General features: G+C 75.0%; 15 protein-coding genes. 5 read left to right on the top strand and 10 right to left on the bottom strand.

Annotated elements, in window-relative coordinates:
* Positions 1 to 9 precede the first annotated feature (9 nt).
* Positions 10 to 528 (top strand): carboxymuconolactone decarboxylase family protein, encoded by a 519-nt coding sequence (locus tag ACZ6S8_RS10905; RefSeq protein WP_469454465.1) that lies wholly within the window; start codon positions 10 to 12, stop codon positions 526 to 528.
* On the opposite strand, the gene ACZ6S8_RS10910 is transcribed toward ACZ6S8_RS10905, so the two are convergent.
* From ACZ6S8_RS10910 to ACZ6S8_RS10930, 5 genes are all read right to left on the bottom strand, one after another.
* Positions 529 to 1,413: a hypothetical protein gene (locus ACZ6S8_RS10910; RefSeq protein WP_469454467.1), complete on the bottom strand. Its 885-nt coding sequence runs from the start codon at positions 1,411 to 1,413 to the stop codon at positions 529 to 531.
* A 2-nt stretch (positions 1,414 to 1,415) separates the two neighbouring features.
* Positions 1,416 to 1,835: a hypothetical protein gene (locus tag ACZ6S8_RS10915; protein ID WP_469454469.1), complete on the bottom strand. Its 420-nt coding sequence runs from the start codon at positions 1,833 to 1,835 to the stop codon at positions 1,416 to 1,418.
* Positions 1,825 to 3,555, bottom strand: coding sequence for a hypothetical protein (locus tag ACZ6S8_RS10920; protein ID WP_469454471.1), 1,731 nt, complete (start codon positions 3,553 to 3,555; stop codon positions 1,825 to 1,827). Before ACZ6S8_RS10920 ends, ACZ6S8_RS10915 begins: the two co-directional genes overlap by 11 nt.
* A 140-nt stretch (positions 3,556 to 3,695) precedes the next feature.
* Positions 3,696 to 4,685: a malate dehydrogenase gene (locus tag ACZ6S8_RS10925; protein WP_469454473.1), complete on the bottom strand. Its 990-nt coding sequence runs from the start codon at positions 4,683 to 4,685 to the stop codon at positions 3,696 to 3,698.
* Between the two features lie 181 nt (positions 4,686 to 4,866).
* Positions 4,867 to 5,478: a short chain dehydrogenase gene (locus ACZ6S8_RS10930; RefSeq protein WP_469454475.1), complete on the bottom strand. Its 612-nt coding sequence runs from the start codon at positions 5,476 to 5,478 to the stop codon at positions 4,867 to 4,869.
* Positions 5,479 to 5,549: 71 nt separating this feature from the next.
* On the opposite strand from ACZ6S8_RS10930, the gene ACZ6S8_RS10935 reads away from it, so the two are divergent.
* The gene (locus ACZ6S8_RS10935) at positions 5,550 to 6,440 is read left to right on the top strand and encodes a LysR family transcriptional regulator (RefSeq protein WP_469454477.1); all 891 of its coding nucleotides are present in this window, start codon (positions 5,550 to 5,552) and stop codon (positions 6,438 to 6,440) included.
* Here ACZ6S8_RS10935 and ACZ6S8_RS10940 read toward each other — a convergent pair.
* Entirely contained in the window at positions 6,427 to 7,023 is a 597-nt protein-coding gene (locus tag ACZ6S8_RS10940) for a DUF3017 domain-containing protein (protein ID WP_469454479.1), read from the bottom strand. The two genes, ACZ6S8_RS10935 and ACZ6S8_RS10940, sit on opposite strands and share 14 nt — an antisense overlap.
* On the bottom strand, positions 7,013 to 7,873 hold the full coding sequence (locus ACZ6S8_RS10945; protein WP_469454481.1) for a bifunctional methylenetetrahydrofolate dehydrogenase/methenyltetrahydrofolate cyclohydrolase: 861 nt from the start codon (positions 7,871 to 7,873) through the stop codon (positions 7,013 to 7,015). Before ACZ6S8_RS10945 ends, ACZ6S8_RS10940 begins: the two co-directional genes overlap by 11 nt.
* A gap of 247 nt (positions 7,874 to 8,120) precedes the next feature.
* On the opposite strand from ACZ6S8_RS10945, the gene ACZ6S8_RS10950 reads away from it, so the two are divergent.
* A complete protein-coding gene (locus ACZ6S8_RS10950; RefSeq protein ID WP_469454482.1) occupies positions 8,121 to 8,744 on the top strand; it encodes a hypothetical protein in 624 nt (207 codons plus the stop codon).
* A gap of 101 nt (positions 8,745 to 8,845) precedes the next feature.
* Here the strand turns inward: ACZ6S8_RS10950 and purH are convergent, their stop codons facing one another.
* Both purH and purN read right to left on the bottom strand, forming a co-directional pair.
* A complete protein-coding gene (gene purH, locus ACZ6S8_RS10955; RefSeq protein ID WP_469454485.1) occupies positions 8,846 to 10,432 on the bottom strand; it encodes a bifunctional phosphoribosylaminoimidazolecarboxamide formyltransferase/IMP cyclohydrolase in 1,587 nt (528 codons plus the stop codon).
* Complete coding sequence (gene purN, locus ACZ6S8_RS10960; protein ID WP_469454487.1) at positions 10,429 to 11,052, bottom strand: phosphoribosylglycinamide formyltransferase; 624 nt, start codon at positions 11,050 to 11,052, stop codon at positions 10,429 to 10,431. The genes purH and purN overlap by 4 nt, the downstream gene beginning before the upstream one ends.
* Positions 11,053 to 11,297: 245 nt before the next feature.
* Here purN and ACZ6S8_RS10965 point away from each other — a divergent pair, with 245 nt between their 5' ends.
* Positions 11,298 to 11,972, top strand: coding sequence for a hypothetical protein (locus tag ACZ6S8_RS10965; RefSeq protein ID WP_469454489.1), 675 nt, complete (start codon positions 11,298 to 11,300; stop codon positions 11,970 to 11,972).
* 128 nt (positions 11,973 to 12,100) lie between these two features.
* Here the strand turns inward: ACZ6S8_RS10965 and ACZ6S8_RS10970 are convergent, their stop codons facing one another.
* Positions 12,101 to 13,939: a cell division protein PerM gene (locus ACZ6S8_RS10970; protein ID WP_469454490.1), complete on the bottom strand. Its 1,839-nt coding sequence runs from the start codon at positions 13,937 to 13,939 to the stop codon at positions 12,101 to 12,103.
* A gap of 119 nt (positions 13,940 to 14,058) precedes the next feature.
* Here ACZ6S8_RS10970 and ACZ6S8_RS10975 point away from each other — a divergent pair, with 119 nt between their 5' ends.
* A complete protein-coding gene (locus tag ACZ6S8_RS10975; RefSeq protein ID WP_469454492.1) occupies positions 14,059 to 15,762 on the top strand; it encodes a helix-turn-helix domain-containing protein in 1,704 nt (567 codons plus the stop codon).
* Positions 15,763 to 15,912: the final 150 nt, after the last annotated feature.

A 15,912-nucleotide genomic window follows, 5' to 3' on the forward strand; every position in this document is an offset into this window, starting at 1 on the left:
CTGGAGCGCATGGCAACCACGGCGGAACACCCGCACTCCCACGACCGCGCCCCCGAGCACACCCCGCGCCTCCAGCTCGCGAAGCTCGCGCCCGAGGCCTACAAGGCCGTCCTGGCCCTGGAGATCGCCTCGAAGAAGGACCTGGACCCGGTCCTGGTCGAGCTGGTCAAGATCCGCGCCTCGCAGCTCAACCACTGCGCCTTCTGCCTCGACATGCACACCAAGGACGCCCTCGCCGCGGGCGAGAGCGTGGAGCGGATCGTCCAGCTCAGCGCCTGGGAGGAGTCGCGGCACTTCTACACGGAGCGGGAGCTGGCCGCGATCGAGCTGGCCGAGGCCGTGACGGTGCTGACGGACGGCTTCGTGCCGGACGAGGTGTGGGAGCGGGCCGCGAAGCAGTTCGAGGAGCGCGAGCTCGCCCAGCTCGTCACGGTGATCGCGACGATCAACGTCTGGAACCGCTTCGCCGTCGCCACCCGCATGGTGCCGGGCCACTACACGCCGGGCATGTACAACACCAAGGGCTGATCAGCCGGTCCGGAACGACTCCACGGCAGCCGTCAGGTGGGCGCGCACCACCTCGGGCTCGGCCGCCGGTCCAGCCGCCAGCAGCGCCCAGCGCCGGCCGTCGGGGGCGACGACGATCCGCTCGATGCCCCGGCGGCGGCCGCCCGCCTCGGCGCTGTCGTACTCGTAGACCAGCTCGCAGGAGCCGGCGGACAGCTCGCCGACGGACACCTCCCGGTAGCCCGGGTTCCCGTCGTCCAGGCCCCGCGAGGAGGTCCGCAGCAGGTCGCAGGAGCCGACGCCCGCGGGTTCGGTGATCCGGAAGACCTGGAGCAGCGCGCTGCGGTCGCCGGGCGGCCGGTAGAAGGAACCGCTCCCGGTCTCGCCGGTGCTCGGCCGCCAGCCCTCGGGCACGGCGACCGAGAAGCCGTCGTCGTTGCGGGCCACCGAGTACGACGGGCTCGGGGTGCCGGGCGTCGGGGACGGACTCGGGCTCGGGCTCGCCTCCCCGCTCGGCGGGGCGGTCGGCGGGCCGGAGCGCGTACCGGAGGGCCCGGACGCCGACGGGGGTGCGGCCGGGGCCTTCGGGTCGTCGTCGGCGAGGGCGAGCCAGCCCGCCACGGCGGCCCCGCTCAGCACCGCCGAGCAGAGGGCCACCAGCAGCGGCATCCGCCAGGGCCGCTGCGGGCCGGGACCCTGGCCGGGCCCGGGCGCGTACCCGGGCCCGGGCGCGTATCCGGGGTCGGCGCCGTCCGCGGCGTCGTCGCCGGTCCCCTCCGGCGGCCATCGCGGTGGCGCCGGCGGGAGCGGTGGGGGCGTACGGGGCAGCGGGGGCTGCTGCCCCGCCTCCTGAGCCGTCTCCCAGCGCTGCGCGTCCGGGTTCCAGCGCGCGCCGCCCGAGGCCACCGTCAGCCCCCCAGCGAGGCGAGCAGCCCGCCGAGCGCCGCGGCCGCGTTCACGGACTCCACCAGCGGGGCCCAGCGCTCCAGGGTGCCGCGCAGCCGGGCGGGCAGGCCGGGCCGGATCTCCCCCGTCTCCTCCAGCTCCCCGGCGGCCTCGTCCAGCTCGGCGTCGAGCGCCGTGCGGTCGGCGCCCCGGGGCAGCCGGACGAGGGCGGCGCGCAGCTCCCGTACGGCCTCCAGCAGTTCCGCCGCGCCGGGGCCGTCCGCCCCCGTGCCGCCGGAGTGGACGGTGGTGGTGTTGGTGTTGTTGCTGCCGCCGATGCTGAAGCTGCTGCCCTGCACGGTCCCGATGCGGACCTGCCCGGCGCCGGTGTCCGCGCCGGCGCCGGTGTCCGCCCCGGCCGCCCCGGTTCCCTCATCTGCCACTGCCGTTGCTCCCGTTCGTGTGATGGCTGGTGCGGTTGCTGTGGCCGCTGCCGCCGACGCTGAAGGCGCTGTGGTTCACCGACTGGATGAACACCCCGCCCTCGGCGACGTGGACCAGGCGCTGGTCGAACTCGTCGGTGTGCCAGCCGGCTTCGTGCAGGGTCTCCTTGACCCCGCCGGCCACCCGCTCCTGGATGGTCTTCAGGTACCGGTCGAGGTCCATGAGGTGGAAGAGCGACCCCTCGGGCTGCGCCGCGAGCTCCCGGACGGACAGCCCCGGCCCGGCCGGCAGCGCCCCCCGGTGGCCCGCCGTGGCCACCCGCCACACACTTCCGGTGCCCCCGAAGAGCGTGGCCAGCGAGGCGCCGAGCGAGCGGGGCGTGCGCCCCACGGCCGAGACCGCCTTCGCGAACGGGTTGTTGTTCCGGTGCCGGCGGGCGAAGTCGTCGGCCGCCTGGAACGCCTCGCCGACGGGCAGCAGCACGTGCGGCGCCACCTCCAGCATCAGCATCCGGCCCTGGGTGTGGACGCGTACGAACACGGTCACGACGAGGTTCTCGTCCCAGCCGCCGACCCGGATGCGCAGGAAGTGCCGCCGCTGCTCGCCGCCCTCCTCGACGGCGTCCGCGCGGTGCTGCTCGTAGGCCTCCGGGAGGAACAGCTCCGGCAGCCGGCCCGGGAGGCCCGCGGCGGGCAGGAACACGCACTCGTCGACGACGAGTTCGCGCAGCCGGTCCCGTACGGCGGCCTGCGCCTGCGGCGATCCGTGGGGCGTCGGCAGCCGCAGGCCCTCCAGCCGCGGCCGGATCCGGTCCAGGATCCGGGCGTTGTCGACGAGTTCCGGCGGCTCGGCGGCGCCGCGGTCGCTGCGCGGGCGCAGTTCCACGGCCAGGTGCCAGGGCCGGTACGGCAGTCCCGCACCGCAGAAGGGGTCGTCGAACCCGTACATGACCAGCCGGGAGTGCTGCTCGCGGCGGATGCGCTCCTGGGCGCGGGCGAAGCGCGCGCCGACGGCCTGTTCGGCGGGGTCGGATTCGGGGCGGGCGTACGCGCTCCGGTCCAGGTCCTGGAGGATCACCCGGGCGACGTGGCCGCGCTGGAGGCCGACGACGGTGGCCACGGCGGCGAACGCGGCCAGCACCCCCAGGCCGGTCCAGCTCTGCAGGAGGCCGCCGCCGGCGCCGACGTACACGAGCCGGGCCAGGCCCAGCGCGTCCAGCAGCAGGAACAGCGGCCGCAGGAACACCAGGAGCTGCACGCCGCTGCCGAGGGTGGCGACGGCGAGCACGAGCAGCAGCAGCCAGGCCCAGATCCGGACCAGCGCACCGGCGACCCGGCTCAGCACCCCGACGACCCCCCGGCCCCGGGAGGAGAGCCAGCCGGCGATGCCGAGCAGCAGGAACGGCACCAGCAGCACCAGCAGCGCGCCGCCGGTGAGCAGCACGCCCGCGAACCAGGCGAAGACGACTCCGGCGGCCCAGCCCAGCTCCGCCCGGCGGGCGCGCAGGGCGTGGGCGAGGACCCGGGCGGCGTCGAACCCGTAGGAGGGCGCGACGATGCGCTCCTCGTGGACGTACAGCTCCTCGATCACCCGGTCCCGGTAGTCCGAATCGAGGTAGGTGCCGGCGCACAGCAGGCGGCCCGCCTCGCTGTACGACGGGTGGACGGGCGACCTGTCGTCCGAGGTCGCGCCCGTGCCCGTGGTGGTGCTGGTGGTCACCGAATCCCCCTCCGGTGTGACGGAGGGCAACGGTAGGGGAGGTCGTGGCCGCCCGACAGGAGGGAACGAGCCAAAAGGCCCCGGCGCGCGGGGCGCCGGGGCCTTTCGGGTCGAGCAGGTGCTGCGGGTGGTGCGGGCGGTCAGATCAGGCCGAGCTCGCGGACCGCGTCGCGCTCCTCGACCAGCTCCGCCACGGACGCGTCGATGCGCGCACGGGAGAACTCGTTGATGTCCAGGCCCTGGACGATCTCGTACGTGCCGTCCTTGGTGGTGACGGGGAAGGACGAGATGATGCCCTCCGGGACGCCGTAGGAGCCGTCCGACGGGATGCCCATCGAGGTCCAGTCGCCGGCGGCGGTGCCGTTGACCCACGTGTGCACGTGGTCGATGGCGGCGTTCGCGGCGGAGGCGGCGGAGGACGCGCCACGGGCCTCGATGATCGCGGCGCCGCGCTTGGCGACGGTCGGGATGAAGGTCTCGGCGAGCCACAGCTCGTCGCTGACGACCTCGGCGGCGTTCTTGCCGGCGATCTCCGCGTGGAAGATGTCCGGGTACTGGGTGGCCGAGTGGTTGCCCCAGATGGTCAGGCGCTTGATGTCGGTGACGTCGGCGCCGGTCTTCTTGGCGAGCTGCGAGATGGCCCGGTTGTGGTCCAGGCGGGTCATCGCGGTGAAGCGCTCGGCCGGTACGTCCGGGGCCGCGGCCTGCGCGATGAGCGCGTTGGTGTTGGCCGGGTTGCCGACGACGAGGACCTTGATGTCGTCCGCGGCGTGGTCGTTGATGGCCTTGCCCTGCGGCTTGAAGATCCCGCCGTTGGCGGAGAGCAGGTCGCCGCGCTCCATGCCCTTGGTGCGCGGGCGGGCGCCCACGAGCAGCGCGACGTTCGCACCCTCGAAGCCCTGGTTCGGGTCGTCGAAGATGTCGATGCCCTTGAGCAGCGGGAAGGCGCAGTCGTCGAGCTCCATGGCGGTGCCCTCGGCGGCCTTCATGCCCTGGGGGATCTCCAGAAGACGGAGCTTGACCGGCACGTCCGCGCCGAGCAGGTGGCCGGACGCGATGCGGAAGAGCAGCGCGTAGCCGATCTGGCCTGCGGCGCCGGTGACGGTGACATTCACGGGAGTGCGGGTCATGGCCTTCTCCGTTAGACAGCTGGCGGTGGGGCGTCCCTGCCCCATGTGCTGGGAGGACGCCGCTCCCCGGCCCTGTGAATCTTGACGTGAAGAGACATCCGCCGTCAGGCTATCCGACCCGGGAGGGGGCCAATCCCCCGGTCCCTGTGGTCCGTGGCACACGCACGGCGAATCCGGGCCTTCAGACGGTGAAGACCTGCCCCGTCTGGTGGCCTTCGATCGACTTCACGTAGGCGCGGGCGGCCCGGGCCACCGGTACGGGTTCGAAGCCCGCGAAGGTGTCCCCGTACGCGTCGAGGGACTCCTCGAAGACGGTGGGGCTGACCGCGTTGACCCGCTGCCGGCCGGGGAGTTCGATCGCCGCGGCGCGCACGAAGGCCTCGACCGCGCCGTTGACGAGGGAGGCGACCGCGCCGGTGAGCAGCGGCTCGCGCGCCAGGATGCCGGTGATCAGGGTGTACGAGGCGTGCGCGGGCAGGTGCAGGGCGCCCTGGCGGACCAGCTCGATCTGGCTGACGGCCTTGCCTTCGAGCCCCGCCCGCACGTCGGCGGTGGTCAGTTCGGCCAGCGGCCGCCACGGGACGCTGCCGGCGGCGCTGGCCACCGCGTCGACCTCGCCGACCGTCTCGTACATCGCCCGGACCGACTCCGGGTCGGTGATGTCGAGGCGGACGTCGGCGCCCTCCCGGGAGGCGGTGAGGACCTCGTGGCCGCGTTCGCGCAGGGCCGCGTGGACCGCACGGCCGAGGGTTCCGCGGGCACCGACCAGGACGACCTTCTTCTTCTCGTTCATGGTTCCGAGCATCGCGCCGCCGAACCATGTAGTCCAGCTACCTCTGCTTCAGCAATCCTTAAGATGAACTCATGCTTGACGTGAAACGGATGGTCCTCCTGCGCGACCTGGCCGAGCACGGGCGGGTCACCGCCGTCGCCGACCTGCACGGCGTGACCTCCTCCGCCGTCTCCCAGCAGCTGCGCGCCCTGGAGGCCGAGGCGGGAGCCGCCCTCGTCGAGCGGGAGGGCCGCGGGCTGCGGCTGACCCCGGCGGGCGCGGCGCTCGCCGCCGCCTGCGAACCGGTGCTGGCCGCACTGGAGCGGGCCGAGGGGGCCGTACGGGCGCTGGACGCCGACCTGAGCGGCGAGCTGACCGTCGGGTGCGCGCCGAGCGCCCTGGCCACGGTCGCCGCCCCGCTCGTCGCCGAGCTGGCCGTGCGCCACCCCCGGCTGCGGCCGCGGATCGTCCAGGCCGACCCGGAGGAGGCCGTGCCGCTGCTGCGCCGCCGCCGGCTGGACCTGGCGGTGACGTACGCCTACCCGCTGCTCGGGGCGCCGCCCGCGCCGGGGACCGCGGCGGCGCCGCTGTTCGACGATCCGCTGTGCCTGGCGCTGCCGGAGGCGCTGGTGCCCGCGTACGACCGGGGCGGGCTCGCCGCGCTGCGGGACGGCGCCTGGGTCTCGGCGCCGGCGCCGAGCAGCTGCCGCGAGATGCTGCTGCACGCGTGCCGGGCGGCCGGTTTCACGGCGCGCGTCACGCACGAGTGCGCGGATCTGCGGGCCGGGCTGTGGCTGGTGGCCACCGGGCACGCCGTGTCGATCCTGCCGCGGCTGCTGTGCGACGCCCCGCCGCCGGGCGTCGCCGTACGGGAGCTGCCGGGCCCGGGGCGGACCCTGCAGGCTCTGGTCCGGTCGGGCACCGAGACCCAGCCGGCCGTCGCGGCGACGCTGGCGGCGCTCGGGGCCGTCAGCGGACCGTGAAGCGGACCGCCGTCTCCAGGAAGGGGATCTCCAGCCACGGCTTGGGCTCGATGACCAGCGCCAGCATGGTGATCGCCACGCCCAGCAGCCCGTACGTGGCCACGTCCGTGAAGCGGGAGCGCACCGCGAGCATGCCCACCGACGGCAGCAGCTGACGCATGGTGGAGGCGGCGATCAGGGCGACGCCCATCACCAGGCAGCCGGGCTTCGGGTACCCCACCGCGGTGACCAGCAGGCCGATCGCGGTCGCGGCGAGCACGCTGAGCATCGGCCACTGCCGGGCGGGCGCGGACACCGCGCCGGGGACGGCGCGACCGCTGCCCTCGGGGCGCGCGGTGTCCCGGGTGACGGACGGGAAGCGGCGGGACCTGGCCTGGGCCCGCTCGGGGGCCGGACCGGGCTCCGTAGCCGCGTCGGCGGCGGCCGGTTCCGGGGCGGCGGCCGGTTCCGGATCGGGGGCCGGGGAGGGGGCCGGGGAGGCCCCCTTCGCCGCGGCGGGCTGCGGTTCCGGCGCCGGGGCGGGCTCCGGCGTTCGCCCCGGCTCCGGCGCGGCCGCGGCCTCGGCGCCGGGGTCAGCCTTCACCGGTGGTCCGTTCCGCCGCCTCGACCACGTTGACCAGCAGCTGGGCGCGGGTCATCGGGCCGACGCCGCCCGGGTTCGGGGAGATCCAGCCGGCCACCTCGGCCACACCGGGGTGGACGTCGCCGACGATCTTCCCGGCCTCGTCGCGGCTGACGCCGACGTCGAGCACGGCCGCGCCCGGCTTCACGTCCTCCGGCTTGACCAGGTGCGGCACCCCGGCCGCCGCGACGACGATGTCCGCCTGGCGCAGCAGCCCCGAGAGGTCGCGCGTACCGGTGTGGCAGAGCGTCACGGTCGCGTTCTCGGACTTGCGGGTCAGCAGCAGGCCGATGGAACGGCCCACGGTGATGCCGCGGCCGAGGACCACGACGTGCGCCCCGTTGATGGCCACTCCGTGGTGGCGCAGCAGTTCGACGATCCCGTACGGGGTGCAGGGCAGCGGGCCCGGCTCGTTCAGGACCAGCCTGCCGAGGGACATGGGGTGCAGTCCGTCGGCGTCCTTGGCCGGATCCATCAGCTCCAGCACCCGGTTGGTGTCGATGCCCTTGGGGAGGGGGAGTTGGACGATGTAGCCCGTGCACTCCGGGTTCGCGTTGAGTTCCCGCACCACCTCCTCGATGTCCTCCTGGGAGGCCGTCGCGGGCAGTTCGCGCTGGAGGGAGGCGATGCCGACCTCCGCGCAGTCCTTGTGCTTGCCGTTCACGTACCAGCGGCTGCCCGGGTCGTCGCCGACCAGCAGGGTGCCGAGGCCGGGCGTGACGCCCCGGGCCTTCAGGGCCGCCACGCGGACGGACAGTTCGGACTTGATCGCGGCGGCGGTGGCCTTGCCATCGAGAATCTGGGCAGTCATGAACCCATACTCCCGGATGGAGTGGCCCCGGTTCCACTCAAGGCGTTCACCGGAGCAGGCGGTTCATTGCACTTGCACAACAAGTCACGGAGCAGACGGGAACCGGCTGGACAAGTCGTCGCCCGGCCGACGACGATGCAGTGATAAAGAGTGCCGCGGGCAGTACCGGGGGGGGTAGACCGCACATCGCAGTGTTTCCTCCGATAGTGCCGTGCGTCCCCGCACTTCCACGGAGGAACCACCCAAGATGAGCTTCGGCGACCCGAACAACCCGTACGGACAGCAGCCTCAGCAGCCGCCGCAGGGCCAGCCCGGTTACGGCTACCCGCAGCAGGCCCCCCAGGGCGTCCCGCCGCAGGGCGGTTACGGCTACCCGCAGGGCGCCCCCGCCGGCTACCCGGCCGGCCCCGGCGGCTTCCCGGGCGGCCCGGTCGAGATGCCCGGCGGCGTCAAGGGTGCGCGGATCATGCTCTTCATCCTCGGCGGCCTGCAGGCCGTCGGCGCGCTGATCACCATGGTCGCGTCCGCGTGGATCGCCGACATGATCTCGGAAGCCGACACCTCCGGCTCGCTGAGCAGCACCGACACCGACAACGCCGCCGCCCTGGGCGCCGGCGTCATGATCTTCGCCGGCGTGCTCATCCTGATCTTCGCGGTGTGGGGCATCCTCACCGCCGTCAAGCTGCCCAAGGGCCGCAGCGGTGTCCGCATCTCGGGCATCATCTACGGCTCGGTCATCACCCTGTTCAGCCTCTTCAGCCTGCTGACCGCGAACGTGTTCGCGCTCATCAGCCTGGTGCTCGGCATCCTCATCATCGTGTTCCTCGCGAAGAGCGACGCCAGCCAGTACTTCAGCCGCCCGCAGTACTAGGCGCCCCTGCAGTACCCGGCCCCCGCGGGCCGGTGAACGGCGAAGGCCGCGTCCCGCAGTGCGGGGCGCGGCCTTCGCCGTTGCGCGGGGACCTCGGCCGGTCAGTGGAAGAAGTGCCGGGTACCGGTGAAGTACATGGTCACGCCGGCCTTCTTCGCCGCCTCGATCACCTGCTCGTCACGGACCGAACCGCCCGGCTGGACGACGGCCTTGATGCCGGCGGCCGTCAGGATCTCCAGGCCGTCCGGGAACGGGAAGAACGCGTCGGACGCGGCGTACGAGCCCTGCGCGCGCTCGGCGCCCGCCCGCTCGACGGCGAGCTTCGCCGAGTCGACGCGGTTGACCTGGCCCATGCCGACGCCGACCGAGGCGCCGTCCTTGGCCAGCAGGATGGCGTTGGACTTGACGGCCCGGCAGGCCTTCCACGCGAAGGCGAGCCCGGCGAGCTCCGTGGCGGACAGGGCGTCGCCGGTGGCGAGGGTCCAGTTCGCCGGGTCGTCGCCCGGTGCCTGGAACAGGTCGCTCTGCTGGAGCAGCGCCCCGCCGGAGATGGGCTTGAGGTCGCCCGGCTGGTGCGGGGTGCCGTCCACCTTGAGGACGCGGATGTTCTTCTTCCTGGCCAGGACCTCGACCGCGCCGTCCTCGTAGGAGGGGGCGGCGATGACCTCGGTGAAGATCTCGGCGACCTGCTCGGCGAGCTCGACGGTCACCGGGCGGTTGACGGCGATGACGCCGCCGAAGGCCGACAGCGGGTCGCAGGCGTGCGCCTTGCGGTGGGCCGCGGCCACGTCCGTGTCGACGGCGATGCCGCACGGGTTGGCGTGCTTGATGATCGCGACGCAGGGCTCGTCGTGGTCGTAGGCGGCGCGGCGCGCGGCCTCGGTGTCCACGTAGTTGTTGAAGGACATCTCCTTGCCGTGCAGCTGCTCGGCGTTGGCGAGTCCGCCCGGCTGACCGTCCGTGTAGAGCGCGGCGGCCTGGTGCGGGTTCTCGCCGTAACGGAGGGTCGACTTGCGGTCCCAGGCGCCGGCCAGGAACTCGGGCAGGGCCTCGTCCCCGGCCTCCGGGGCGTACGCGTTCGTGAACCACGAGGCGACGGCGACGTCGTACGCGGCGGTGTGCTGGAAGGCCTCGGCCGCGAGCCGCTTGCGCGCGGTCAGGTCGAAGCCGCCGTTCTTGGCCGCGTCGAGGACGTCGGCGTACCGCGCGGGACTGGTGACGACCGCTACGGACGGGTGGTTCTTGGCGGCGGCGCGGACCATCGACGGGCCGCCGATGTCGATCTGCTCCACGCACTCGTCCGGAGTGGCGCCGGACTGGACGGTCGCGAGGAAGGGGTAGAGGTTGACGACCACCAGGTCGAAGGGCTCGACGCCCAGCTCGGCGAGCTGGTTGCGGTGGTCCTCCAGGCGCAGGTCCGCGAGGATCCCGGCGTGCACGCGCGGGTGCAGGGTCTTGACCCGCCCGTCCAGGCACTCGGGGAAGCCGGTGAGCTCCTCGACCTTGGTGACGGGCACCCCGGCGGCGGCGATCTTCGAGGCGGTGGAGCCGGTGGAGACGAGCGCGACGCCCGCCTCGTGCAGGCCGCGGGCCAGGTCTTCCAGTCCCGTCTTGTCGTAGACGCTGATGAGCGCACGCCGGATCGGCCGCTGGGTCGTGGTCGGGTCGTTGCTCTCTACGGCGGTCACTGGATTGTTACCTTTCGTCCCTCAATGCGGTAGCCGTGCCGGGCCAGGCGCCCCACGACATCGACGAGCAGTGCCCGTTCGACTTCCTTGATGCGCTCATGGAGAGCGGCTTCGTCGTCCTCGTCCCCGATCTCGACGACACCCTGGGCGATGATCGGACCGGTGTCCACGCCGGAGTCCACGAAGTGGACGGTGCAGCCGGTGACCTTCGCGCCGTAGGCGAGCGCGTCCCGTACGCCGTGCGCGCCCGGGAAGGAGGGGAGGAGGGCGGGGTGGGTGTTGACGAACCGGCCGCCGAAGCGGTCGATGAACGCCTTGCCCACGATCTTCATGAACCCCGCGGAGACCACCAGGTCCGGCGCGTGGGCGTCGGTGGCCGCGGTCAGGGCGGCGTCCCACTCCTCGCGGGTCCCGTACGCCTTGACCGGGCACACGAACGTGGGGATCCCGGCCTTCTCCGCCCGCTCCAGACCGGCGATGTTCGCGCGGTCGGCTCCCACGGCGACGACTTCGGCGCCGAAGCCCTCGGGTCCGCCGGGGTGGGCGTCGATGGCGTCGAGCAGGGCCTGGAGGTTGGTGCCGGAACCGGATACCAGCACGACCAGGCGGGAGGCGGCCATGGGAGGCCCTTTCTCGGGGGAACGCGGTGTTCGTCTTTGTGTGGTCATACGAAACTTCGGGGTACCGGTATACGGGGGACCCTACGAAGCCTCCGACCGCCTGCAACGATACCGGCACACCGGACAGCCCCCGAGGGACGGGGGCACGGCCGAGAGGTAGCGTCAGGCGTACACGCCGCAATCAGGCCTCACCTCGCCACGACGTCTCGCTCGACGTCCCTGACACAGGGGAAGAAACACACCCGATGCCGGACCGCCGCCAGCCCGACTCCCCCACCGACGACAACCCCTTCGCGGCTCCCCCGGAAGGCCGGCCCGATCAGCCGTGGCAACCGCGCAGCGGCGGCGACGGCAACGGAGGGGACGGCGACGGCGGGAACGGCCCGGGCAACAGCCCCAAGGACGGCTCCGGCAAGGGCGGCCCCGGCCGCTGGGACCCGACGGACCCGATCCAGCGCCACGCCCGGTACGCCCTGCTCGCCGGCATGTGGGGCTTCTTCTTCGGGATCTTCGGGATTCCGTCGGTGGGCCTCCTGCTGGGCGCGCTCGCCCTCTACTGGGGGATCAGCGCGCTGCGGGGCAGGCCCGCGGCGCCCGCCTCGTCGACGGCGTCGGTGGCGGACGTCACCGGCGGCCCCGGGGCCCGTTTCGGCGGCACCGGCGCGGCGGAGTCCACCGCGGCACGGGGCGGCCTGGCCTCGCTGGGCGCCGCGGCCCGGCCGCAGCGGACGGCGGCGGTGAGCGGCCTGGTCGCGGCCTCGCTGGCGATCCTGCTGGCGCTGAGCTCGTACGGGCTGCAGCTGGCGTACAAGGACTTCTACGTGTGCCGGGACGACGCCCTGACGGCGGCGGGCGAGCTGGAGTGCAACGACCTGCTGCCGGACAACTACGTGGGCGACGTGCTCAAGGTCCGCCAGTAGTCCGCCACGGGGACGCGTGAAGGCGGGGGCCGGCTCTGGAGCCGGCCCCCGCCTTCGTGCGTCGGGCGTCGTGGGTCGTGTGTCGGGGGCCGTGGGTCGGGGCGCCTGCGCCGGTGTCGGCGCGGGCGTCAGGCGTCGGCGTCGGGCTTCCGCCGGTTCATGACCCGGACGCCCGACGCGGGCGGCACCAGCGGCGGGCCGGGCGGAGCCGCGGGCGGGGCCGCCGGGGCGGCCGGGGCGGCGGGGGCGGCGGGGGCGGCGGGGGCCGCTGCCGCCGGGATCGGGATCGGCGTCAGGTCCAGGCTGAACCCCTGCGCGACCGTCACCGGGCGCGGCCGCCTCGGCGCGGCCTGCGCCTCGGGCGGGGCCGCCACCGGCGCCGCGGGAGGGGCCGCGGGGGCCGACGGGACCGGGTGCACCTGGAAGTCCTCGGGCCGCGGTGCCCGGGCCGGAGCCGGGGCCGCCGCCGGGGCCGGTGCCCGGGCGGGGGCCTGCGGCCGGGACGGGGCCTCGGACAGGGCCGGGGCCGGTGCCCGGGCGGGGGCCTGCGGCCGGGACGGGGCCTCGGACGGGGCCGGGGCCGGGGACTGCGCGGACGAGAAGTCCGGGATCAGGGTGCCCGCCGCACGGCGCAGCGCCGCCCAGCGCACCTCCCGTACGCCGCTGTCGTGCCAGCGGTCGTCCTCCGCCGGGTCCGCGGCCCCCGCGCCCTTCGCGGGGCGGGTCCGCCAGGCGTGCACCGACACCGCCACCGGCACGGCGAGCGCGAGCGTCCAGGCGAAGGCCGCCGCGCCCGTCGCCCACCACACCGGCCCGAAGTCGGCCAGGTCCCGGGAGCCCAGCGGCCCCGACGAGGCCGCCGCGAGCCCGGCCATGGCCAGCCCGCACACGAGCGCGCCCAGGGCCGCCGTGAGGGCGGTCTCCCCGTACGAGACCTCGCGCGCCCGGCGCACCGCGAACCAGCCCACCGCCAGCCCGGCCACCACCGGCACCCCGGCGGCCGCCCAGGTCAGCGGGGTCCCCGGTCCCTCGGGCGGCAGCGCCGCCAGCAGCGGGAAGCGGGGCAGCGCGGGCGAGCCGGCGAAGCCGAGCGGGGTCGCGGCCGCGCCGGTCCCCAGGGCGAAGCCGGGACCGAGGCCGTAGGCCGCGCCCCACACCATGGCGTTCGGGATCAGGGCGAGCGCGAGGAGCAGCACCGCGAAGCGGCCCGACCACACGCCGGTCAGCGCCAGGAAGGACCCCTGGACCTCCGCCCCGTGCCACGCGAGCGAGGCGCCGACGAGCAGGGCGCCGCCGCCCAGCAGGACCAGGGCCCCGCCCGCTCCGGCCCGCAGCGCCAGCGTGTAACGGGGGCGCACGAAGGCCCGCCGCACGCCCCCGGGCCACCAGGACGGCAGCGGACCGAGGGAACGGCCCCGGGCCGCCCAGACCCCGCCGCCCGCGGCGAGCACCGCGACGAGCGGGACGTGCCAGGCGGCACTGAGCGGGTCGGCGGGCATCGGCCCCCCGGCGGCGTACACGGTGGCGAGGGCGCCGACGGTCAGGTAGCCGCAGAGCACGGCGGAGAACACGGCGCTGGCGGGCAGCACGTCCTCGGCGTCCTCGTCCTCGCCCGCGTGCCCCAGCCGGGCGGCGCGCCGCATGAGCAGCACGGGCAGGGCGACGAGCAGCAGGGGCGTCACCCCGACGGGGGCGGGCACCCCGGACAGGGTTTCGTAGCGCACCAGCTCCGTCCCGTGGGCGAGGAGCCAGAGCCCGGCGGCGAGGTGCAGGGCCCCGCCGGGGCCGCTGTCGGGGTAGGGGGAGCTGATCCACAGCACGATGACGAGCACGGCGAGGAAGCCGAGCCCGAGGCCGGCCGCCACGGCGCCGCCCACCACGCACGCCGCGGCCGCCGGAGAACGGCGCCTCCCGGCGCTCCGGGGGGCCGCAGGCAACGGGGTCCCGCGTTCGGTCACTTGGGTCACCCCGCCATGGTGCCAACGACACGCGCTATGGGCGGGTAACAGGCGAATGCCCGTGGTGTCGCTCAATATACGTTTATGTACTTTATCGCCCAGGTCTGTCGGGTCACGGGGAGTGTGGCATGACACAAAGCGTCGAGACGAGCTCGGAACTGAGCCTCCCGTCCCCGAAGGAACGCCGCAGACTGCGCGAATCGGCCGCCCTGACGCACGACGAGGTCGCGGCGGCGATGGGCGTCACCCCGACCACCGTGCGCTCCTGGGAGACGGGCCGTACGGAGCCCCGGGGCCGCAAGCGCGAGGCGTACGCGAAGTTCCTGGACTCCCTCGCGAACCCCTCGGAGGAGTCGGAGTCGGAGTCGGAATCGAAGTCGGAGCACGGTTCCGGGCCCGGGGCGGAAGGGGCCGCCGGCCCCGTGGAGACCGGCCCCGCGGAGACCGACCTGGCCGGGACGCGGACCGCCGCGGACTCGGTCGCCGAGGCCGGGCCCGGCGCCGAGGCCGGCCCGGAGCCCGGGGAACCGCCCTCCGCGGCCCCGGCCGACCCGGCCCCCGCGCCGCCCGCCGGCACCGGCCTGCGGGCGGCCGGCGGCCCGCGGACCTTCGCGGCCGGCGGCCCGAACCACCATCCGAACCCGAACCCGAACCAAAGACAGGCATCCGGCGCCGGGACCCGCCCGAAACCCGCGGCCAAGCGCGCCTCGAAGCCGCCGGCCGGGCAGCCGCGCCACGAGCCCAAGCCGGCGTACGCCAAGGCCCTGGCCAGCGGCGCCACCGTCGCCCCGGGGCTCCCCCAGAGCACCGGAGCCACCGGGACCCCCGGAGCGACGGGTGCCGCCGGGACCTTCGACGCCCCCGAGGCCTTCGACGCCCCCGAGGCCGCGGAGACCGCATCCGCGCCCGAGGGGGCCGCAGACGCGCCCGCCGCGGCCGAAACCGCGCCGAGGGACACCGGCGCGGAAACCGCCGCCGGGACCGAACCGGACGCCCCGGCCGCCCCCGCCGGGGCCCGGCCCACGCCGGCGCAGGCCTTCGACGCCCTCTACGCCCACGCCGCCCAGGCCCTCACGCGCCAGACGTACCTGCTCACCGGCCGCCGCGGCCTCGCCCAGGAAGCGGTGGACCGGGCCTTCCAGCAGGCCTGGGCCCGGTGGCCCGAGGTCGCCGTCGACCCGGACCCGGTGGGCTGGGTGCGCGCGGCCGCGTACGAGTACGCCCTCTCCCCCTGGCACCGGCTCCGCCGCGCCCACCGGGAGCTCGACAAGCCCCCCGTCGAGCCCGCCGACCGGATCCTGCTGGACGCGGTCCTCACGCTGCCGCCCGCCCACCGCCGCACCGTCGTGCTCTACGACGGCGTCGGCCTCGACCTGCCGGACACCGCGGCCGAGACGGAGGCCACCACCCCCATCGCGGGCACCCGGCTCGTCCGCGCGCACGCCGCGCTCGCGGGCCGCATCCCCGAGCTGGCCGGCGTACCGCCCGAAAAGCAGTCCGCGCTGCTGCGCGACCGGCTCACCGCGCTGACACCGGCCGTGCGCCTCGAAGCGCGCTCCGCCTCCGTCGTACGGGCCGCGGCGGAACACCGCGCCCGGCTGTGGACCCGGGCCGCCCTCGCCCTGACCGCGGTGATCGCCGTCGCGACGGCCTACACCGCCTCGACCGCCCCCACCCGGTACGAGCCCCCGCGGTCACCCGGCGCCAACGTCTCCGGCGTTCCCCCGCACAGCGGCCCCCAGCGGTTGACCGACGAGAGCAGGGCGCTCCAGGACAAGCTGCGCGACGATCCGCTGGCCGGGCCCGGCCGCGTCACCCCGCGGATCGAATAGCGGATCGAACAGCGGCACGGAGGCGGCACGGCGAGGCGGTGTCACCGCGCCACCACGCCACGCAAACGGGCGTGGGGCCCCCCCCCCCCGGGGGGGGGCCCCGCCCCGCCCAACGGCCCGGGGTGGCCGGGCGGCAGGCCGGCGGCCGGG

It is taken from the genome of Streptomyces sp. NPDC048461, from assembly GCF_055587105.1.